The 20,774-nt window shown below is 58.0% G+C and carries 19 protein-coding genes; 14 read left to right on the forward strand and 5 right to left on the reverse strand.

The genetic code is table 11. The features are described 5' to 3' along the window. The first annotated feature begins 19 nt into the window (after positions 1 to 19). From AC0V6U_RS03575 to AC0V6U_RS03605, 7 genes are read left to right on the forward strand one after another with little or no spacing between them, the layout of a single operon-like run. Complete coding sequence (locus tag AC0V6U_RS03575) at positions 20 to 3,853, forward strand: isopeptide-forming domain-containing fimbrial protein (RefSeq protein ID WP_472644842.1); 3,834 nt, start codon at positions 20 to 22, stop codon at positions 3,851 to 3,853. Further along, complete coding sequence (locus tag AC0V6U_RS03580) at positions 3,795 to 5,192, forward strand: TonB-dependent receptor (protein ID WP_472644843.1); 1,398 nt, start codon at positions 3,795 to 3,797, stop codon at positions 5,190 to 5,192. The genes AC0V6U_RS03575 and AC0V6U_RS03580 overlap by 59 nt, the downstream gene beginning before the upstream one ends. After that, positions 5,189 to 5,800: a hypothetical protein gene (locus tag AC0V6U_RS03585; protein WP_472644844.1), complete on the forward strand. Its 612-nt coding sequence runs from the start codon at positions 5,189 to 5,191 to the stop codon at positions 5,798 to 5,800. Before AC0V6U_RS03580 ends, AC0V6U_RS03585 begins: the two co-directional genes overlap by 4 nt. Before the next feature lie 10 nt (positions 5,801 to 5,810). Continuing rightward, positions 5,811 to 7,430 carry a DUF11 domain-containing protein gene (locus tag AC0V6U_RS03590; RefSeq protein WP_472644845.1) on the forward strand — a complete coding sequence of 540 codons (1,620 nt, stop codon included), beginning with the start codon at positions 5,811 to 5,813 and terminating at the stop codon, positions 7,428 to 7,430. Between the two features lie 26 nt (positions 7,431 to 7,456). After that, positions 7,457 to 8,212, forward strand: coding sequence for a trehalose-phosphatase (gene otsB / locus AC0V6U_RS03595; RefSeq protein ID WP_472644846.1), 756 nt, complete (start codon positions 7,457 to 7,459; stop codon positions 8,210 to 8,212). Further along, positions 8,209 to 10,023, forward strand: coding sequence for a glycoside hydrolase family 15 protein (locus tag AC0V6U_RS03600; protein ID WP_472644847.1), 1,815 nt, complete (start codon positions 8,209 to 8,211; stop codon positions 10,021 to 10,023). The genes otsB and AC0V6U_RS03600 overlap by 4 nt, the downstream gene beginning before the upstream one ends. Before the next feature lie 44 nt (positions 10,024 to 10,067). Continuing rightward, positions 10,068 to 11,432 carry an alpha,alpha-trehalose-phosphate synthase (UDP-forming) gene (locus tag AC0V6U_RS03605; protein ID WP_472644848.1) on the forward strand — a complete coding sequence of 455 codons (1,365 nt, stop codon included), beginning with the start codon at positions 10,068 to 10,070 and terminating at the stop codon, positions 11,430 to 11,432. 16 nt (positions 11,433 to 11,448) lie between these two features. Here AC0V6U_RS03605 and AC0V6U_RS03610 read toward each other — a convergent pair whose 3' ends face one another. Then, the gene (locus AC0V6U_RS03610; RefSeq protein WP_472644849.1) at positions 11,449 to 11,907 is read right to left on the reverse strand and encodes a response regulator; all 459 of its coding nucleotides are present in this window, start codon (positions 11,905 to 11,907) and stop codon (positions 11,449 to 11,451) included. A gap of 150 nt (positions 11,908 to 12,057) precedes the next feature. Between AC0V6U_RS03610 and AC0V6U_RS03615 the strand changes: the two genes are divergently transcribed. From AC0V6U_RS03615 to trxB, 3 genes are all read left to right on the forward strand, one after another. Continuing rightward, positions 12,058 to 12,327, forward strand: coding sequence for a tyrosine-protein phosphatase (locus AC0V6U_RS03615; protein WP_486169371.1), 270 nt, complete (start codon positions 12,058 to 12,060; stop codon positions 12,325 to 12,327). After that, positions 12,281 to 12,883 (forward strand): tyrosine-protein phosphatase, encoded by a 603-nt coding sequence (locus AC0V6U_RS03620; protein ID WP_486169372.1) that lies wholly within the window; start codon positions 12,281 to 12,283, stop codon positions 12,881 to 12,883. The genes AC0V6U_RS03615 and AC0V6U_RS03620 overlap by 47 nt, the downstream gene beginning before the upstream one ends. Positions 12,884 to 12,944: 61 nt before the next feature. Beyond that, positions 12,945 to 13,919 carry a thioredoxin-disulfide reductase gene (trxB, locus tag AC0V6U_RS03625; RefSeq protein WP_472644852.1) on the forward strand — a complete coding sequence of 325 codons (975 nt, stop codon included), beginning with the start codon at positions 12,945 to 12,947 and terminating at the stop codon, positions 13,917 to 13,919. A gap of 83 nt (positions 13,920 to 14,002) precedes the next feature. Here trxB and AC0V6U_RS03630 read toward each other — a convergent pair whose 3' ends face one another. From AC0V6U_RS03630 to AC0V6U_RS03640, 3 genes are all read right to left on the reverse strand, one after another. Beyond that, entirely contained in the window at positions 14,003 to 14,440 is a 438-nt protein-coding gene (locus AC0V6U_RS03630; protein WP_472644853.1) for an MAPEG family protein, read from the reverse strand. Next, a complete protein-coding gene (locus AC0V6U_RS03635) occupies positions 14,437 to 14,889 on the reverse strand; it encodes an MAPEG family protein (protein WP_472644854.1) in 453 nt (150 codons plus the stop codon). The genes AC0V6U_RS03630 and AC0V6U_RS03635 overlap by 4 nt, the downstream gene beginning before the upstream one ends. Before the next feature lie 82 nt (positions 14,890 to 14,971). Further along, complete coding sequence (locus tag AC0V6U_RS03640) at positions 14,972 to 15,928, reverse strand: threonine ammonia-lyase (protein WP_472644855.1); 957 nt, start codon at positions 15,926 to 15,928, stop codon at positions 14,972 to 14,974. Between the two features lie 63 nt (positions 15,929 to 15,991). Here AC0V6U_RS03640 and AC0V6U_RS03645 point away from each other — a divergent pair, with 63 nt between their 5' ends. From AC0V6U_RS03645 to AC0V6U_RS03655, 3 genes are read left to right on the forward strand one after another with little or no spacing between them, the layout of a single operon-like run. Beyond that, positions 15,992 to 17,203, forward strand: a complete 1,212-nt coding sequence (locus tag AC0V6U_RS03645; RefSeq protein ID WP_472644856.1) for a saccharopine dehydrogenase family protein — start codon at positions 15,992 to 15,994, stop codon at positions 17,201 to 17,203. Then, a complete protein-coding gene (locus tag AC0V6U_RS03650; protein ID WP_472645694.1) occupies positions 17,203 to 17,727 on the forward strand; it encodes an O-acetyl-ADP-ribose deacetylase in 525 nt (174 codons plus the stop codon). Before AC0V6U_RS03645 ends, AC0V6U_RS03650 begins: the two co-directional genes overlap by 1 nt. Then, positions 17,728 to 18,903, forward strand: coding sequence for a carboxynorspermidine decarboxylase (locus AC0V6U_RS03655; protein ID WP_472644857.1), 1,176 nt, complete (start codon positions 17,728 to 17,730; stop codon positions 18,901 to 18,903). Positions 18,904 to 18,907: 4 nt separating this feature from the next. On the opposite strand, the gene AC0V6U_RS03660 is transcribed toward AC0V6U_RS03655, so the two are convergent. After that, positions 18,908 to 19,957, reverse strand: coding sequence for a DUF3137 domain-containing protein (locus AC0V6U_RS03660; RefSeq protein WP_472644858.1), 1,050 nt, complete (start codon positions 19,955 to 19,957; stop codon positions 18,908 to 18,910). A gap of 112 nt (positions 19,958 to 20,069) precedes the next feature. On the opposite strand from AC0V6U_RS03660, the gene AC0V6U_RS03665 reads away from it, so the two are divergent. Then, a complete protein-coding gene (locus tag AC0V6U_RS03665) occupies positions 20,070 to 20,642 on the forward strand; it encodes a LemA family protein (RefSeq protein WP_472644859.1) in 573 nt (190 codons plus the stop codon). The last annotated feature ends 132 nt before the right edge of the window (positions 20,643 to 20,774 follow it).

Raw genomic sequence — 20,774 nt, forward strand, 5'->3', positions numbered from 1 at the left:
CCGACTGGCAGCAGCACTTATGTTAGTGCTGCTGCCTTTCGTCGTGCTTGGGGAGGGGGCACGCGCGCAGTCTGCCACGACGACTACCAATACGATTACCAATATTGCCGAGGCGACTTGGCAGTTTAATGGCACCCCGGCGAGCACCAGCTCAAACGAGGTGACCATTGAGGTAACACTGCCGCCGCCTGAAATTCGTGCTCTTCGTTCCGCGCCTACTGGCGTGGTGGACCTCTCTTTCCAAGCGCCACTTTGCAATGTCGCTGGGCAAGGGGTGCAAGGCATTGGCGGTCCTAACCAAACTATGGTCCAAATCACAGGCGCAGAGCCCACAAGTGTGCTGCGTCCTGGCCAAGATCTGCTGTTTGAGGTTCAAGCAGCGGCTGCAAACGTCGATTCTGACGCGATTGACAGCCTAAATGTCGTGATCACCACCAGCTCTGGCGACAGAGAGACCGAAACGATCTTCGAAACTGGCCCAAATACGGGCATTTTCGTCGGTCAGATCCCAACACGCCGAGCACCGCCCGCTGCGGTTCAAGGTGATTGCCGCCTCAGCATTGCTGATGGTGAGATGATCCAGATTGCTGCTTCATTGGTCGGTCAAGACGATATCATCGTCCAAACCGACGTCGAGGTTCTGGCTGATCCGTTTGGCGTTGTGTTCGACAGTGAAACCGGTGAACCAGTTGATGGCGCGGTTGTTACTTTGGTTGATGATGCGACTGGTCTGCCAGCAATTGTGTTTGCCGAGGATGGTGTAACCACTTGGCCTTCAACGGTAATTTCTGGCCAACCGATCACCGATGGCGCAGGCAATGTGTTCCCGATGGAGCCAGGGGAATATTGGTTCCCGCTCACATCTTTGGGTCGATATCGCCTCATTATAGAGCCGCCAGAGCCATTCACAGCGCCGTCTGTGGTTTCGCGCGATGCGCTCGCGCAGCTGACCCCGCCTGATGGCCGCGAATTTGTGATCCAGGACGGCTCATTTGGCGGTTCATTTGAACTGGTTGATCCAACGCCGGTTCAAATCGACATTCCGCTCGACCGTCCGAGCCTTGAAATAGCGCTCACCAAAACGGTCTCTCGCGATCGGGTGCAGCCGGGCGATGTTGTATTCTACACGCTTACGGCGACAAATCCTGATCCTGCGCGGATTAAGCGTGATGTGACGCTGAGCGATGTTCCCTCATCCTCGCTGCGTTTTCGCCCGGATAGCGTCCGGATTGATGGCGCTGAAGATCCTGATGCGGTGACATTCACACCAGATGGCAGCGCTCTGTCGATTGCCTTGGGCGACATTGCCGCAGGTGCCTCACGCCGCGTAACATATGCGATGGTTGTTCGCGCAGACGCGTCTCCGGGACGCGCCGCGAACAATGCACAAACTATTGATTCACTTGGCCGAATTGCACGGGCAAGCGCCGTGATCGACATTGAGCGCGACGGTATTGCTGACCGCATGACAATCATCGGCCGCATCACCGCTGGCCCATGTTCGCTGCGCAATCCGCGCCGCGGCATTCCAGGTGTGCGCGTCATGCTCGAAGATGGCAGCTTTGCCATCACGGATGCTGACGGCCGCTACCACTTTGAAGGCGTCGTTCCAGGCACGCATGTGGTCCAAGCCTCGCGCATGACCCTGCCTGAGGGCTCGCGCTTCGTCGATTGTCATCGTTCAACCCGCAGCGCGGGCAACGCCAATTCGCGCTTCATCATCGGCCAGGGCGGCAGCCTGATGGTCGCAGATTTCCATGCGATCGTGCCTGAAGGCGCGCTCGAGCCGGTTGCACCTTTGGCTGAAACCACGCCAGAGGGCGCAATCGCACGCGAAATTGACGCTCAGGCCGCTTCTGATGCGCCTGCAGCGACCACAGCTCAGCTCACCGGTGGCGAAGACGCCCTGGGCGGCGGCGGCGCTCTACGGGCAGAGCGCCCGACGCTTGGCGCCGTTCAAGAACAAAGCACACCAGCGCTGTCGCCAGCGACCGATTGGATTGCATTGGGCGATGGGCCAGACGGTTGGTTGACCCCTGAAGTCGGGCACAACCCGCGTGCGCCGGCCATTCGCGTGGCTATCCGCCACCGCAAGGGCCAAAAGATCGTTCTGCGCGTCGATGGCGAGCCGGTGAACCCGCTCACCTTTGACGGCACGAAGAAGCCTCAGCGCGGTAAATTTGCCGTCAGCACCTGGCGCGGCGTCCCATTGGACGGCGAGCGCACTGTGCTGGAAGCGGATGTGATCAACTCCTTTGGCGAGATCAATGAGACGATCACCCGCGAAGTGTTCTTCACGACCTCACCTGCAAAGGTTCAGCTCGTGCCAGAACAGTCGCAACTAATTGCTGATGGCCGGACCCGTCCTGTCGTCGCTGTGCGCGTGCTGGACCGCAACAACCGTCCGCTGCGCGAAGGCGTCTCAGGCGAATTCATGCTGAACGCTCCCTATGAGAGCGCCGAGCAGATCGATCGCCAGCAATTGAACCAGCTGACCGGTCTTGCGCCAAGCTCAGCGCGCTGGGTTGTTAAGGGCAGCGATGGCATCGCGCACATCGAACTGGCACCAACCATGGTTTCCGGTTCGCTGCGGTTGGACTTCCGCTTTGACGACGGCGACATTGTTCGCACTCAGGAACTCGAAGCATGGATTGAGCCGGGCGATATCGAATGGACGATCATCGGTCTTGCTGAGGGCACTGTTGGCGCGAAAAGCGTTGCCGATAACATGGAGCGCGCGGGCAACTTCGCCAGCGATCTCGGCGATGATGCGCGCGTTGCGCTCTATGCCAAGGGCCGGGTGCTCGGCCGGTATCTGCTGACGTTGGCCTATGACAGCGCGAAACAACGCGAAGATCAGCGCGTGCTCGGCGCGATTGATCCGCAAGCTTATTACACAGTCTTCGCCGATGGTTCGAGCCGCCGGTTTGACGCGGCCAGCCGCGAGAACCTCTATGTCCGCATCGAGAGCTCGACTTTCTATGCGCTCTATGGCGATTTCGAAACGGGCTTTGATCAGACCCAGCTTGCACGCTACAACCGCACAGCAACTGGCCTGAAGGGCGAGGCTCGCTTTGGCCAAGTGAAAGCGCAAGCCTTTGCGGCTGAGATTTCAACCCGCCTTCGCCGCGACGAAATTCAAGGCCAGGGCATCAGCGGTCCATATCGCCTGTCGAGCCGTAGCATCCTCGCCAATAGCGAGCGCGTTACACTTGAGGTGCGTGATAGGTTCCGCTCTGAATTCGTTGTTTCTTCAAGAGAATTGTCTCGTTTTATCGATTATGATATTGATCTGCTGTCAGGAACGATCACCTTCTCTGAGCCAGTGCTTAGTCGCGACTTTAACTTAAACCCGCAATTTATTGTAATTAATTATGAAATTGATGGATTTGGTGAGGGTGAGCTGAATGCTGGTGTCCGTGTCGACTGGACGAGCAAGAGCGGCAACCTGCGTGTTGGCGCCAGCGCAATCACTGACAAGGGCGAGGGTGCCCGCACCAATCTGGGCGCAATCGATCTGCGCGCTCAGCTGGACGAGAACACCGAGCTGCGCGCTGAGCTTGGCCTGAGCCGCACCGAGGGCACAACCTCCAATGGCTGGTTGGTTGAGGCTCAGCACCAAACCGGCAAGCTTGACTTGCTGGCCTACGCCCGCTCGCTCGACGCTGATTACGGTGTTGGCCAGCAGAACGGCGCAGAGCAGGGCCGCCGCAAGTTTGGCGTCGATGGCCGTCTGCTGATCAGCGATGATCTCAACCTGGTCGCCAGCGTGTGGCAGGATGACAGCCTGACCGATGACAGCTCGGCGCCGTGCCGCTCAGCTGCAACTGGGCTACACCACGCAGAACACTGACCTTACCGTAGGTCTGGCGCATTTCAATGATCGCCTGGCCGATGGCACGCGCAACAAGTCGACTGTGGTCGAAGGCGGCATCAGCCAGCGTTTGCTCGACAACAAGCTGGAACTCAGCGCGACCAGCGCCATTGCTCTGGACGCGACCGAAAGCATTGATCTGCCGACCCGTCACCGGTTTGGCGCTCGCTATGCCATCACAAACGATATTCGTCTTGTCGGCCAGTATGAGATCGCCAATGGCGAGAACATCAATGCCCGCACAATTCGCGGCGGCATCGAAGTGACCCCATGGCAGGGCGCACAGGTCGTCACGACTTTGGGTCAGCAAAACATTGGCGAGCTCGGCAATCGCAGCTTCGCAGCCTTTGGCCTGTCGCAATCACTCCAAGTCAGCCCAGCGCTGACACTGGATGCAACGATCGACGGCAGCCGCACGCTGAACGGCGAACCGGCTGCGATCAATGTGATCAACCCTGATCAGCCTGTCGCCAGCGGCGGCCAGCTGACGGGCAATTCGCAGTTTGAAGACTTTACCGCCGTCACTCTTGGCGCTGCATGGCGCAAGGATCGCTGGAGTGCGACCGCTCGCGGCGAATACCGCGATGGCGAGTTTGCTGAGCGTAAAGGCCTTACCGTCGGCGCAATCCGTCAGCTCGGCCAAGGCAGCATTGTCGGCTCCGGCGCGACATGGACCGAAGCGACCGCTGAAAACGGCGCGACCACCGAGATCTTTGACGCAAGCCTCGCGTTTGCGCACCGTCCGGACTCATCTGAATTCGCGACCTTGGGTAAGCTTGAATATCGCAGCGACACCGTTCGCGGGGCGATCGCTGGTGAAGCGGGCGCGGCTGGCCGCACGGCTCTGACCGTGACCGGCGATGCGCGCTCGCGCCGTCTGGTTGCTAGCGTCTCGACCAATTGGTCACCAAGCGATTGGGACCGCGATGACAATGGCAATCTGCGCCAGACCCGCCGCGATGAACTCTCGCTGTTTGTGGGCGGCCGTTACAATCTCGACCGGTTCGAGGGCACAGAATTTTCTGGGACAAGTGTACTGGCCGGGCTTGATGCGCGCGTCGGTATCGGCGAGCGGTTTGAGATCGGTGCAACCACCACTGTTCGCGCAAACCTGGAAGATAATGTCACCAGTTTCTCATATGGCCCGCACATCGGCTTTGTCCCAGCGGACGGCATGTTGCTGACCGTGGGTTATAATGTCGAAGGCTTCCGCGACGAGGACTTCTCAGCGGCGCGCAACACCGACAAGGGCGTGTTTGCGTCGATCAAAGTGAAGTTCGACACCGACACATTCAGCTTCTTGGGGCTGGGCCGATGAGCGCTGTTGCAACCTTTAACGTGCGCGCCAAGCTCGTGCTGCTTGCGCTGATCGCGGCGGTGTTTGCGATTATGCCGAGCGCGGTTTTGGCTCAGGACGCCGATATCGATTGGGCCGATGCCGGGGTCGCTAGCTTTGGCGCTTGGCCCACCGGCACGGTCGTTACCGGTTCCGATGGGACCACCGCGCAGGTGGATTTTTCCGTCACAAATGACGGCGATGGCACTTTTGTTCCGGCCTTTGGTGGTGATTTCTTGGCCTTTTTTGCCGGTAATGTCGGCGCGTCAACATCTCCATTGTTGATGAGCTTTAACAACCAAGCTTTCGACCCGGACGACCGGATTGTCGTCACGATCACGCTCAATCGCGCCGTGTCCAATCTCAATTTCTCGATCAACGACATCGATAATGGTGATTTTTCCGACGCGGTGGAGGTCTATTACGATGACGACCTGACCGGGGCGTTCAGCAACGCAGCGACCAACACCGCTTTCTGGACGGCAGGTCCATCGGTGGCGCGTACGAACAATGCGACCGTCAACGGTTGGACTGGCATAGCCCCCTCTGACCAATTCACAACAAATGGCGACCTGACGTCTCGACTTTAACACGCAGCAAGTGCGCCGAATTCAGATCGTCTATTTCAGCAACAGCGGCACTGGCGATCCCGGCAACCAGTTCTCGACGATCTCCGATTTTGATTACGATGGTCTGACGGCTGACTTATCGCTTACCAAAACTTTGCTTGGCTCGCCTCCAAGCAATGGTGGTTTTGTGACGTGGCAATTGGTCGTCACCAGCGCGGCATCGTCCGAAGCTCCTGCCACTGGAATTGTCGTCGATGACAATCTCCCGGCCAGCTTCACCTTCGACGGGGCAAGCGGCGATGGCAGTTTCAACTCTGGGACAGGTGAATGGACCGTTGGCACATTGGCCCCAGGGGCCAGCGCGACGATCAACATTCAGGGGTTCATCGCTGCTGGAGCAGGCAGCACCATCACCAACACGGCAGAGATCATCTCTAGCAGTCTGACAGACCCGGACTCCACCGTGAACAACGGCGTGACGAGCGAAGACGACTTTGCCTCAGAGAGCTTTGTCGTCGCGGCCAATCCGCCCAGCACGCCGCCCGTATTGGCGTGCCCTGCGGGCCAATCGGTGTTCGATTGGGATGCAGTCGCATGGGCGGCGGGCAGCCTCAACAACAGCTATCCTTTGAGCAACTGGGGAACGATTGAGTTCGACATCGTCTCGACCGCGAACCTAACTTTCCGTGCATCATTTGGTGGCCAGACCCCGATTTTGACGACGGCAGTCTCTGGCGGCCTCAGCCCTCTTCAAGATGCTCTCGCATTCAATGCGGACAACAACAATCGCAGCGAAGAGGTTGTCACAACCGTTACCCTGCCGCGCGTCGTCACCGGGGCGCAGTTTACGGTGTTTGACATCGACCAATCTTCTACGTTCCAAGACCGCGTTACGGTATTTGGGCGGCTGAACGGTGTGGTCGTGAACGCAGTGCTGACCAGTGGAAACGCGAATACAATCAGCGGACCGTCCTTGATCGGCAGCGGAGGGGCGGGCGACACCACGAACAATGGTGACGGCACATTCACCTTCCTCGATCCGATTGACACAATCGTGATTGAATATGGCAGCGGCCCGGGCGCGCCTGTTGATCCGGGCAACCAGAGCATCGCGATCCATGATTTCACGTTCTGTACACCGGAACTGCCGAATATCTCGGTAACGAAGATCAGCTCGGTTATTTCTGATCCGGTGAATGGCACGACGAACCCTAAGGCCATTCCGGGCGCATTGATCGAGTATTTGATCACAGTATCAAACACCGGCCCAGGAGCGACAGACGCAGATAGCGTTGTCGTGACCGATGATAGTCCGGCAGACGCGAAAATGTGTTTGATTTCAGAGGCCAGTGGACCAGTCATCTTTACTGATCCGGGCTCTAATACTGGCCTGACGTACAGTTTTGGCAGCATTGGATCGGGATCAGACGATCTGGAATTCTCCGACACCGACGGTAGCGATTTTGGGTACACCCCAGTCGCGGATCCAGAAGACGGCTGCGACGGCGAAGTCACTGACTTCCGCTTGAGCCCCAGCGGCGCAATGGCTAAGCAACAGCACCTTCACGCTGCGCGTGCGCTATATCGTCGAATAATGGTGGTAAGTTCTTGGCTATGCATACGTAATGCGCGGCCTGCCCGATTGACCTGACATAGCCAGGGTATATGTCGCTGGTAATGGCCGCGACTTCAGACCTCTCCGATCCGCCATCCCTTGCTTCTTTGGCCGCGAGCGGAGCAGTCTCGCTGTTTCTCGATTTTGACGGAACTCTGGTTGAACTTGCTCCTAAACCTGATGCGATCGTTGTGCCGGAGGGGCTGGGACAGGGCTTGTCAGAGCTCGCCCGCCAATTGGATAATCGCTGCGCTCTGGTGAGTGGGCGGTCGATTGCTGAGCTTAGACACTACATTGGTGCGGCGCAGCTGGCCTATGCGGGGTCTCACGGCGCGGAAATGCTGGATGCTGATGGCGCATTGTTGCGGGCTCAGGATCACGGCCTTCCCAGCGCTATTGAGACGGCGCTGAAGGCCTTCGCTGATGAGCATGATGTCGCATATGAAGAGAAGCCGCATGGCGGCGCACTCCATTATCGTAGCGCGCCCGAAAAGGCGGAGCTCGTGCATGGTTTTGCCGAGGAGCTCGCAGCTGAGCATGGCTGGCGCGCACAAAGCGGCAAATGCGTGGCAGAGCTCGTCTCTCACGGAGCAAGCAAGGGCGAGGCGGTGCTTGCGTTCATGCAAACACACCCCTTTGCCAGATCACGGCCGATCTTTCTTGGCGATGATTTGACCGATGAGGCAGGGTTTGAAGCCTGCCAGAGCCTCGGCGGGATTGGCATCATCGTCGGCGAGCGAGCAACAAATGGAGCAGAAACTATGGCGCAATTCGCTTTGCCAGACGTGGCCTCTGTGCATGATTGGCTTGGACTATGAATAACCCAATCGGGCATGTTCCCAATCTCGAACTTTGGCCAATCGGCAATTGTCAGGTCTCCGGTCTTATCGACAAAACCGGTGCGCTGGTGTGGGGCTGTGTGCCGCGCGTTGATGGCGATCCGGTTTTCTCAGCTCTGCTCAACGGTGATCAGCGCGATGCCGGGATTTGGCGGTTCGAGCTGGAGGGTCAGGTCAGCTCGGCGCAGGAATACATCCGCAACACGCCGAACCTCGTCACGACTTTGACGGCGGATGATGGCAGCGCGGTCGAAATTCTCGATTTCTGCCCTCGTTTTGAGCGGTCTGGGCGAATGTACCGGCCGGTTTCCTATGTCAGGATTGTCCGCCCCATAGCCGGAACGCCGCGGATCAAAGTCGTGCTCAACCCGACCAAGAATTATGGCGCAGAGCTGGCTGAAACCACGCACGGCACCAACCACATCCGCTATATCGCGGGTAAGCAGTCGCTGCGCCTGTCGACTGATGCGGCGGTTGGATACATTCAGGAAGGCCGCGCCTTTCGCGTTGAGGCGGACACACATTTCTTCCTAGGCCCGGATGAGCCCTTTGTTGGGAACTTGCGCGAAACCGTCCGCTCAATGGAGCAAAAGACCCGCAAATATTGGCAGCATTGGACGCGCGGCCTGCACATTCCCTTGGAATGGCAGGACGAGGTCATCCGCTGCGCAATCACGCTGAAGCTTTGCCAGCATGAAGAAACCGGCGCGATTGTTGCGGCGCTGACGACTTCGATCCCAGAGGCCGCGAATACAGAGCGCAATTGGGATTATCGCTACTGTTGGATCCGCGATTCCTATTACACGGTACAGGCGCTCAACCGTTTGGGCGCGCTCGATGTGCTCGAGAAATATCTCGCCTATCTGCGCAACATTGTGGACGGCGCTAAGGGCGGCCAGATCCAGCCGCTCTATTCGGTGATGGGGCAAAGCGAGCTCGATGAAACCACAGCCGCGCATCTGGCCGGCTATCGCTCTATGGGGCCAGTGAGGCGCGGCAACGCGGCCTACAAACAGATTCAGCACGATTGCTATGGACAGATCGTCTTGCCAACGGTGCAGGCGTTTTTTGACCGGCGCCTGCTGCGCACAGCCAAGACCGAAGACTTCGAGGCGCTCGAAGAGGTTGGCGAGATGGCGTGGAAGATGCACGATCAACCCGACGCAGGCCTGTGGGAATTCCGCACCCGGCAAGAGGTTCACACCTATTCTGCGATCATGTGCTGGGCGGCTTGCGACAGGCTTGCCAATGTCGCGGAGCGGATCGGCCAAAGCGATCGCCGGGCCTATTGGCAAGAACGCGCAGACGCCATTCGCGCGCGGATTGAGAATGATGCCTGGAAAGAGGGCGAGGGCGATCAAGACGGCCATTACGGCGCGAGCTTTGAGAGCGACTATCTCGATGCCAGCCTCCTTCAAATGGTGGAGCTGCGCTTTCTTTCGCCCGACAATGAGCGGTTTCAGTCGACCTTTGCCGCCATTGAGCGCGATCTGCGCCGCGGGGATCACATGCTGCGCTATGCCGCAGAGGATGACTTCGGCGCGCCAGAGACCGCGTTTAACGTCTGCACATTCTGGCTGATCGAGGCGTTGCATCTGGCCGGGCGCGATGCCGAAGCGCGTACTTTGTTCGACACCATGCTAAGCCACACCACGCAAAGCGGCCTGCTATCCGAAGACTTGGATTACGAAACTGGCGAGCTGTGGGGGAACTTCCCGCAGACCTACTCGCTAGTAGGGGTAATCAATTGTGCCGGACTATTGTCCAAATCCTGGAGTGAAGTGCGATAACCCGCCCGAAAAACAGACTGGTCGTCATTTCCAACCGCGTGGCTGTGCCAAAGGCGCGGGGGGCAGCGGGTGCGCAAGGCGGGCTGGCGGGCGCGCTCAACGCGGCGCTTAAAGAGAACGGCGGATTGTGGTTCGGCTGGTCGGGCCAGGAAAGCGAAGACCGCACCGGCAATATGAACATCCAGCGCGGCGACGGCGTAACCACCGCGACGATCGATTTGTCGAAGCGCGACGTTGATGAATATTACAACGGATACGCCAATTCGACGCTGTGGCCGCTGTTTCACTACCGGATCGATCTCACCGAATATGAGAGCAAAACCGGCAAAGGGTATGAGCGCGTCAATGACCGCTTTGCCGAGAGCGTGCTGCCACTGATCGAGGAAGATGACCTCGTCTGGGTGCACGATTATCACCTGATCCCCTTGGGAGGGCGGCTGCGTGAACGCGGCGTGAAAAACCGTATTGGTTTCTTTCTGCATATCCCTTGGCCGCCGACCCGCCTGCTTACTTCGCTGCCGTTTCACGAGCGGTTGGTGCGGACCTTGCTCGACTATGATCTGATCGGCTTTCAAACCGAGGAATGGCTCGGAAGCTTTCTGCATTATTGCGAAAACGAGCTTGGCGCTGAGGTTGATGAGGCGACGGGCCGCATCGCCTTTGAAGGACGAGAAACGCGGGCCAAGGCCTATCCGATTGGGATTGATTGGGACCATTTCCAAAGTCAGGGCGCGAATGAAGAGGCCAAGGCCGCTGAGCAGCGCTTCCTCGCCTCAACCCGAAACCGGACCGCGATGATTGGCGTCGACCGGCTCGACTATTCCAAGGGTCTGCCAGAACGTATCGACGGAATTGGGCGGTTTTTCGATCAGCATCCTGAGCGCACCCGCGACCTTGTATTCATTCAGATCGCTCCGCCCAGCCGCGAAGATGTTGATAGTTATCAGAAAATTCGCGCTGAGTTGGAGCAGAAGACCGGGCAAATCAACGGCGCGCGAAGTGAGGTCGATCTCGTGCCGATCCGCTATGTGAACCGGGGATACAGCCATGCGGAGCTGTATGGCTTTTTCCGGGCATCGAAGATTGGCCTTGTGACGCCGCTGCGTGATGGGATGAACTTGGTGGCGAAGGAATATGTCGCTGCACAAGATCCGGAAGATCCCGGCGTGCTTTTGCTGTCTGGTTTTGCTGGTGCGGCGCAGCAGCTTGGCTGTGATGGGAAGGGGGCCGTCTTGGTCAATCCGCATAGTCCTGACGATTTGGCGCGCGCGATCAACCTTGCGCTAGACATGCCATTGGCAGAGCGCAAAAGCCGTTTTGAAACGATGCTGCCAACGGTGCGTGATGACAATATTCAGGAATGGACGCTGGATTTCTGCGGTGATCTGGCAGGCCCGACTGCGAAGTAGTTCGCGTTAAGCGCGATTAGATAGCGCGCCGTACGGCCATGTTCGCCTCAGGCTCCCAACCCGCACTTTTCTCAAGATAGGTCCGCAAATCAGTATGTCCGCGCCCAGCGCGCTGCTGGATCAACCGCTCAATCCGCCCCGCGATTTTGCTGGGCTGAAATGGTTTGCGAATGTAATCCTGTGCGCCTGCGTAAATCGCCTGCTCCTCGTCGCGAATACCGGTTAGTGCGGTGAACATGATCACCGGCAGATCATACAGCGAAGGAGAGCTGCGAATTTTCCGCAGCAGCGCGCAGCCCGACATTCCCGGCATGTTCTGATCGAGCAAAAGCACGTCTGGGCGCCGTTTTTGCAATAGGTCCCATGCTTCGGTGCCATTGGTGACCCATCCGCAAGGGTGGCCAGCATCAATGAGCGCTTCTGAGGCAAGGCCTGCTACGATTTCATCGTCATCGGCGATAAGGACATAAGCCATAGTATTTTCCGTCTCGTCGTCTCTCCCCGTCCTTCACTGGTCTAATTCTCTTCGCCTCAATTTCGGCTTTGCCGGGCTCCCAGCGATACTACCTAAGGGGTTTGCCATAGGCGCTCAGCCGCAGATTCCGGTGACCCAAAAGGATGGGCGTTGCCGTGCGTCGGCGCGCCTGTCACTGTCCGCGCCATGATTCGAGAGCATGACCCAATCCCGTTCGAGCAGACCGACGGCATTCACAATTTTCGCGATTATGGCGGCTATGCCGTCTCTGGCGGAGGGAGAGTTCGCACAGGCCTATTGTTCCGCTCTGGCCAGCATATGGAGGCGAGCGACGCTGACCTGGAGCTGATCCAGCGGCTCGATATTCGCACCATTGTCGATCTGCGCGGCAGCAGCGAACGCAGCGGATTTCCTTGCTAAGCGCCATGATGAATTCTCGGCGGATGTGATTGCCTATGATGGTGAGACCAGCAACTCGCCCCCGCACGAAGCGGCTGGCGCGGCGAAAATGACGGCAGAGAAAGCGCGCGAGCGGATGATCGCCGTTTACACCCGGATGCCGGTCAACCCGGCGATGATCGATATGTTCACGCGCTATTTTGAGTCTCTGGCGAACCGTGATGGCGGCAATCTGGTCCATTGCTTTGCGGGTAAGGACCGCACAGGGATCGCGGCCAGCCTGCTGCTGCATGTGCTGGGCGTGCACCGCGATGATGTAGTGACAGAGTTTCTGCGCACCAATGATGCGCCCACCGTCCATATTCTCGAACGTCAATCGCTCCCGCGCATGCTCGCGCATTATGGCGACATTCCAGCAGAGGCGCGGCGTAACCTGATGGGCGTGCTGCCCGAATATATCGACACCTACTTTGCGGAAATTTCCCGCGATCATGGCTCCATCGATGCCTATCTTGCGCAAACTTTAGGTGTGGATGAGGCAAGGAAAGCTCGCCTGATTGAGCGGTTGGTGGCGTGACAATCGGGCCTGCGATCCCCATATCTCACGCCAACGAAATTGAATTTTGAAAGATACGATTATGGCTACTCATCACACGAAGATGCTGATCATTGGCTCCGGCCCCGCGGGTTACAGCGCGGCCATTTATGGTGCGCGCGCCATGTTGGAGCCGATTGTGGTCCAGGGGCTTCAACCTGGCGGTCAGCTGACCATCACCACCGATGTTGAGAATTATCCCGGCTACCGCGAGGTGGTGCAGGGCCCATGGCTGATGGAAGAGATGAAGGCGCAGGCCGAACATGTCGGCACGCGGATGATGTGGGACACGATCGTCTCGGTTGATCTAGAAGGCGGTGCGCCGTTCAAAGCCATCGGCGATAGCGGCGATGAATATATCGGTGAGACGCTGGTGATCTGCACCGGAGCGCAAGCCAAATGGCTTGGAGCACCGGGCGAGCAAGAGCTCGGCGGCAAAGGTGTGTCAGCCTGCGCGACCTGCGATGGGTTCTTCTATCGAGGCAAGAAGGTCGCTGTAATCGGCGGCGGCAACACCGCCGTTGAAGAGGCGCTGTACCTCACCAATCATTCCGACGATGTGACGCTGATCCACCGCCGCGATGAACTGCGCGCAGAGAAGATCCTGCAAGACCGCCTGATGAAGTCGCCAAAGATTTCGGCGCTGTGGAACAAGACAGTGAAGAGCTTCGAGGCGGGTGAAGATGGTGCGTTGCATCACCTTGTGCTTGAAGACACGCAAACCGGCGAGACCTCGACACTCGAAGTCGACGGCGCGTTTGTGGCGATTGGCCACGCGCCTGCGACAGAGCTGTTCAAAGGCAAACTTGCGATGGATGAGAGTGGCTATCTCGACGTCGAACCGGGCACGCCTAAGACCGCCATTCCTGGCGTCTTTGCCGCAGGTGATGTGACCGACCACGTCTACCGTCAGGCTGTTACGGCAGCGGGGATGGGCTGTATGGCGGCGCTCGATGGGGAGCGATTCCTGGCTGCGCGCGAAGATGCAGAAGAAGCCGTCAGCGAGGCGGCTGAGTAAACAGTACGCTAGCCGCTAGGCACTAGCTACAAACGAAAAGGGGCTCCCACGCGGAGCCCCTTTATTGTGTTTGAACGTGCGGTCTAGACCAACAGGATCAGCGCCGCTTTGCCGATCAAAGCCGTCAGCACCACGCTTGACAGAGCGAACAGAACGAAGCGCACCATCACCTTGTTCGCAGTCACTTGGACCAGCGAATGCGCTACGCGCAGTCCGACGTAAATCCAGGCGAGCAGGGCATTCGGGCCGTCGCCCGCGCCAATCAGGGCAAGAACCACTGTCACTGCGTAAAACAGCGTGGGCTGTTCATGCAGGTGATTGTAATTGTCGGCCTTCCAATTGACCTTCTCTGGCAGTTTGGAGCGCAGCTCTGAACCGGTCGTACCGACCAGCTTGGCAGGCTCTCCAATATCAGGCGCTTTGTTCATCGCTGGAATGCGGGTCGCATACATCCAGGCCCACATGATCATCGTCCAGATCATCAGCGCGACAGCAGGTTGAAGGATCATCGTTTCAATCATGTGGGAAGTGCTCCGGGATTATAGAAAAGAGTGGCCATGACGGCCCGAATGGCGAGCGCTATCAGGATTATCGTGCTGACCAAGAACAGGCCAAACCGAACCGGCAATTTGTTCACCAGAATTTGCCAAAGCGAATGCAGGATACGGAACGCGACATAGCCCCATGCGAGCAGTACATCCACTGCGCCAGCTCCCATAATCGCAAGGATTACGACCGTTGCGTAGAACAGTGTCGGTTGCTCGTGCAGGTGTGTGTGATTGTGTGCAGGCCAATTCGCCTTGTCCGGGATTACCCCTTCAAGATCTTGCCCGCGGCCGCCAGCTTTTCCTGACAGTTCGGATTTGTCGACCTTGGCAAGCGAGCCAAAACGCGGCGGTATGATCCAGAACAGGACGATCATCGTCCAAACCACCAGCACCGCCGCTGGCGCGAGCATTTGCGCTTGCATGATTGTCTCCCTCTTGACGCCTACCTGCGAGAGCCAATTCGGATTGTCAAATGTGGTTCAATGCGCGGGGGGTGGGCGAGGCCTATCCGGCGATAGTCTTCGCAAAGTCCTGTGGATCGGCATTGCCGCCGGTCAGCATGATAACCGTGCGATAATCAAGCGGCACTTTGCCCGCCAGCGCGGCGGCAAGAGCGGCGGCTCCGCCGGGTTCCACGACGAGGCGCAGGTTCGCAAAGGCCCAGCGCTGTGCGCTGCGCACTTCGTCATCGCTCACGGTCACGCCAGCCTCCGCCCGTCCAGACAAGAGATCGAGGTTCATTTGTTTGGTCGCGGTCGGTTGGAGCGCGTCACAGATCGTCTTAGGCGCGTCCGCGGCGGCCGTAACCAGCTCGCCTGATGCAATCGCCTGTCCGACCATATCCCAACCGACCGGCTCAACCGCGTAAATCTTGGCTGATGGGTTGGCGAGGCCGAGGCCTGCCGCAAGGCCCCCGCCGCCGCAACAGGCAAGGATCGCGCTTGGCTCGCCGCCCAATTGCTCAGTGATCTCAATGCCTGCACTGCCTTGTCCCTCGATCACCCATGGGTCGCCAAAGGCATGGACCAGGGTGCCGCCGTGCTCTGCGATCAGCTTGGCTGCGACTTCATCGCGGTCTTCGCCGGGGCGCTCATACAGCACAATTTCTGCGCCGAGCGCGCGCGTATTGTCGAGCTTCACCTGAGGCGCGTCGCGCGGCATCACGATTGTTGCTTTGATACCCAGTTTGCGCGCCGCCCAAGCTACCCCTTGCGCATGGTTCCCGCTGGATACAGCGACGACGCCGCCTTCGCGCTCTTCGTTCGTCATTGCCGAAAGCCGGTGCCATCCGCCGCGGATCTTGAACGCGCCGACGGGCTGCAAATTCTCCGCCTTTACCCAGCACTGTGTGCCATTGATTTCGGCCTGGAGCAGCGGTGTTGGCGGCAAAATTTCGGTAATCTTGCGTGCCGCTTCGAGAACCCCGTCTCGGGTTGCTTTTTTCGTGGTCTCTTGGATCATTTGTCGGCCATAGCGCATTGCATTAGAGCGCGCACAAGATCTCGAATTTGAAAGGCCGTAATTATGTCGACAGTTTTGGTAATCGGGGCAGGCGGGGTCAGCTCGGTGTGTGTTCACAAGATGGCTCAGCTTGGCGATATTTTTACCGATATTCATCTGGCCAGCCGGACGAAGTCGAAATGCGATGCGATCGCCGCCAGCGTGAAGCAGCGCGAAGGCGCGGATATCAGCACCTACGAGATTGATGCGGAAGAAGTGCCTGCGATGGTCAATCTGATCCGTCAGATACAGCCGAGCCTCGTCGTCAATCTTGCGCTGCCTTATCAAGATCTACCGATCATGGATGCCTGTCTGGAAACCGGCGTGCATTATCTCGACACCGCCAATTACGAACCAAAGGACGAGGCCAAGTTCGAATACCATTGGCAGTGGGCTTATCACGACCGGTTCAAAGAGGCTGGCATCATGGCGCTGCTCGGCTCTGGCTTTGATCCTGGTGTGACCAGCGTTTTCACTATGTGGCTGCGCAAGCACAAGCTGAAGACCATCCGCCAGCTCGACATTTTGGATTGCAATGGCGGCGATCATGGTCAGGCGTTTGCGACCAATTTCAACCCAGAGATCAACATTCGCGAGGTGACCGCGCCTGCTCGCCATTGGGAAAACGGGGAGTGGGTCGAGACGCCCGCGATGCAGGTGAAAACCGAGTTTGACTTTGAGGCGGTCGGCCCGCGTAACGCCTATTTGATGTATCACGAGGAGCTGGAAAGCCTCTCAAAATTCATTCCTGAGCTGAAGCGCGCGCGGTTCTGGATGACCTTTGGCGATGAATACATCAAACACCTGACGGTGCTGCAGAATGTTGGCATGACCGGGATAGAGCCGATCAAATATCAGGGCAAAGAAATCATCCCGCTGCAATTCCTCGCCGCCGTTCTGCCCAAGCCAGAAACTTTGGGTGAGAGCACAACTGGCAATACCAATATCGGCGTGATCGCGACGGGCGAGGCGCTCGACGACTCAGGCGAAAAGACTTTCTACATCAACAACATTTGCAGCCACGAGGCAGCATACGAAGAGACCGGCAATCAGGGCGTGAGCTACACCACCGGCGTGCCCGCCATGATTGGCAGCGCGATGATGCTTGGCGGCACTTGGTCAGGTGAGGGCGTGTTCAACATGGAGCAAATGGACCCCGATCCGTTTATGGAAATGCTCAATGCGCATGGCCTTCCTTGGAACGTGAAAGAGCTCGACGGACCGGTTGAATTTTGATGCGTTTGGGATCGACACTCATTGAGGCCGTCGAAGGTAACATCGTGAAGATGAAGTTTGACGCCATCGTCAATGCTGCCAACAGCTCGCTGCTGGGCGGGGGCGGTGTGGATGGTGCCATCCACAGGGCAGCGGGAAAAGAATTGGTGCATGAATGCCGCTTGCTTGGTGGTTGCAAGACTGGGCAGGCCAAAGTGACCAAAGGTTACGAGCTTCCAGCCAAATGGATTATCCATACGGTTGGCCCGGTTTGGCGTGGCGGCGCCAATAACGAACCGGACCAGCTTTCTTCATGCTATCAAGAATCGTTAATGCGCGGTGTCGAGGTTGGCGCGAAAACCATCGGTATCCCAGCCATTTCTACCGGCATATATGGATATCCAATCAAAGAGGCCGCTAAGGTTGCGGTTTCGACCATAAGAACTTTCGTTACCTGTCAACCTGATGTTTTGGAGCGCGTCGCCTTGGTCTGCTTCGATACAGCCGCCGCCAGTGCGTTTGGCGCGGCGCTGGAGAACAATTGAATGCAAACGCAAGCCGGTGATCCGGGCGCTTTCGCCCAATTTGATTTGAGCCGCGTTGAAAGCCCTGCGTTCGTCGTCGATGCGGTGAAGCTGCGCGCGAACTGTCAGGTGCTGGCGGAAATTCGCGATGAGGCGGATAGCAAAGTGCTGGCCGCGCTAAAGGCGTTTTCGATGCATGCGGTTGCCCCGCTGATTGGTGAGTATCTCGATGGGGCGACATGCAGCGGGCTGTGGGAAGCTCGGCTGGCGAGTGAGTATTACGATGGCGAGATCGCGACTTATTCACCTGCTTATAAGCCGGATGAGCTTGAGGAAATCTGCCGCCTCTCCGATCATGTTATCTTCAATTCACCCACGCAAATGGCCCGCGCAGCTGTCATCCTGGAGCATGCTCGGCATACGGGCGGTGATGTTGACGTGGGTCTGCGCATCAATCCGATGGTGCAAACCGGGGAAGTCGCCAAATACGATCCCAGCGCGCCCGGCTCGCGGCTCGGCTTTCCAATCGACCAGCTGACCGAAGAACACATGCAGGGCGTGGATGGTATTCACTTCCACAACCTATGCGAGCAGACCTTTGAGCCATTGCAGCGCACGTGGGACCGGGTGTTTGATGCGATTGAGCCATTTTTCGGGCAGCTCAAATGGATCAATATGGGCGGCGGGCATCACATCACCCGAGCAGATTATGAGCGTGATGCGCTAATCCAATTGCTCAAAGACGCCCGCGAAGACACGGGCGCTGAGATTTACCTCGAGCCGGGCGAAGCGATTGCGCTTGATGCGGGAATATTGGTCGGCACTTTGCTCGATACGGGCTTTAACGAGGTGCCGATTGGGATCACCGATGTGTCGGCCACCTGCCATATGCCTGACGTGCTGGAGGCACCGTATCGCCCGGCGATGCTTGGCGAGCTTCAGGACGAGAGCGTGCCCATTCGTCTCGGCGGGCCGTCATGTCTCGCCGGGGATGTGATTGGTGACTACCGCCTGCCGGTAAAGGCCGATCCCGGAGCGCGTTTCGCATTCCTCGATCAGGCGCATTATTCCATGGTGAAGACGAACACTTTCAACGGTGTGCAGCTACCCAGCATTTGGCTGTGGGACAGTGAGACGGACAATTTGGAGTGCGTGAAACGGTTTGAGTATGAGGACTTCAAAGACCGTTTGAGCTGATGGCCTAGAGGCCTTTGCGGCCAAACCCGCCGCCAAGTGCGGAGGTGCCAGCGCCTAGATTGCGCGCATCATCGACCACAACCCCGCTAGAGCTCGGACCAGTATTTTCATGGCCGCGTTCGGTCTTGTTGATGGCCATGGCCAGCTGGGCGAGGGAGGCAAATTGCTTGGCGGTTTCTTCCGCGCGCTCGCGGTCGCCGGATGCGTCGATGCTGCCGCTTTCAAACAGGTTTCCGCTTTCGACCGCGATGATCATTTCGCCTTTGCGGAAGACCGCGCGTACAGCATCGCCGGAGAATGCCCGTTCAATCCCGATCAAATGCTCGACATAGGTTGGATCAACAAGTGTGCGGGCTTCTACCTGATCATCGCTCCACACCTCGAAAACGTCTTCGAAGGCGGGGTGCACCTGATCGACATAATCCAGCCGGTGTCCGTCAAAGTTTGCATGGTCAGCGCGGCCGCCCAGGCCGAACCACTTCTTATGCTTGCCTGCTCGCTGCAGCAGCGTGGTGGAATGGAACTTGCGGCCAAATTGCATCTGGATGATCGCGCCGCGAAAGACCGTCACCCAGCGCCTATTTTTGCCCGAGCCCTTCTGCCGTTCCAGATGTGCCTCGTATAGGCGAAAATCGTGGCCTTCCAGTGCGCCAAACCATTGGTCTTCAAAGCCATCGCGATTGTAGTGGGGAACCAGCCCATATTGCTTGGCGGCCTCAAACTCATCGCCCGGTTCAACGTCATGGTCGTAATGCACGCCCAATTCGCCCGCGATGGCGGAATTGATGCCGATCTTGATCTCTTTCTTCGCTTGTTGGATCGGTGCGTAAATCCAAGAGCCAGCGCCAATTCCCATAAAAATCGAGAGTATGAACTTGAGCATGCCGTCCCAGCTGGGACCAAACCATAGCAGCGCCAGCAAAGGCAGCAGGATAAAGGCGGATGTCACGCCGCGGCTTGAGGCTTTCTCTTTCGCCTCGGTGCGCATGCCTTGCTGTGCGTCGAGCCAGCTACCCAGCTCCCCGCCCATCAGCTTGTTAACATCGGCACGCATCGCTACGCTCTACTCCCTTAACCATTATTCGCGCGAGGCCCCTCGGCTGTGTCGCTATCCCTTAACTATTTGACGCTAATATAGGAATATACAGTTAAGAAAGAGGTTTGAGATGGTCGAGATTTTTGGATGGTTTTGGACATCGGCAATTGTGGTGATCGCGGTTGGCGCGGTTCTGCTTGTTATTGGGATCTACAACCGGCTGGTCGCTTTGCGCCAGAACGTTCGCCAAGGCGTGGCCAATATTGATGCCCAATTGCGCCAACGCCACGACCTGATTCCGAACCTGGTCAGCACCGTTCAGGGCTATGCCAGCCACGAGAAAGAGACGCTCGACAGCGTGATCAGCGCGCGCAATGCCGCCGCTTCTGGTGAGCCGACATCTGGCAGCGAGCAACAGCTCAAACTCTCGCTCGATCGCTTGCTGGCGCTGGGTGAGGCCTATCCAGACCTCAAGGCGAACACCAATTTCCAAGAGCTTCAGCGCGAGCTGGCTGAGACGGAAGACAAGCTTGCCGCTGCTCGCCGTGCGCTCAATGCCGCCGCGGCTCAGTTCAACTCAGCGCGTGAGAGCTTCCCGGCTGTTCTCTTCGCTGGAATGCTTGGCTTCAAAGAGGCGGATTTCCACCGTCTTGACGATAGCGAGAAGGGCACTGTCGATCAGACCCCGCAGGTTGCGTTTTAAATTGCAGAACTTGGGGAAGGGGCAGGAACCGCCCGTCCAGATGCACATTTTGAGTTGCGGAAGCGCGATTAAGGCTTATATGCGCGCTTCCGCTGCCGATCCCTCTTAGGAGGGCGGGGACTCTTGATCGCA

Source organism: Erythrobacter sp. W36 (genome assembly GCF_057364935.1).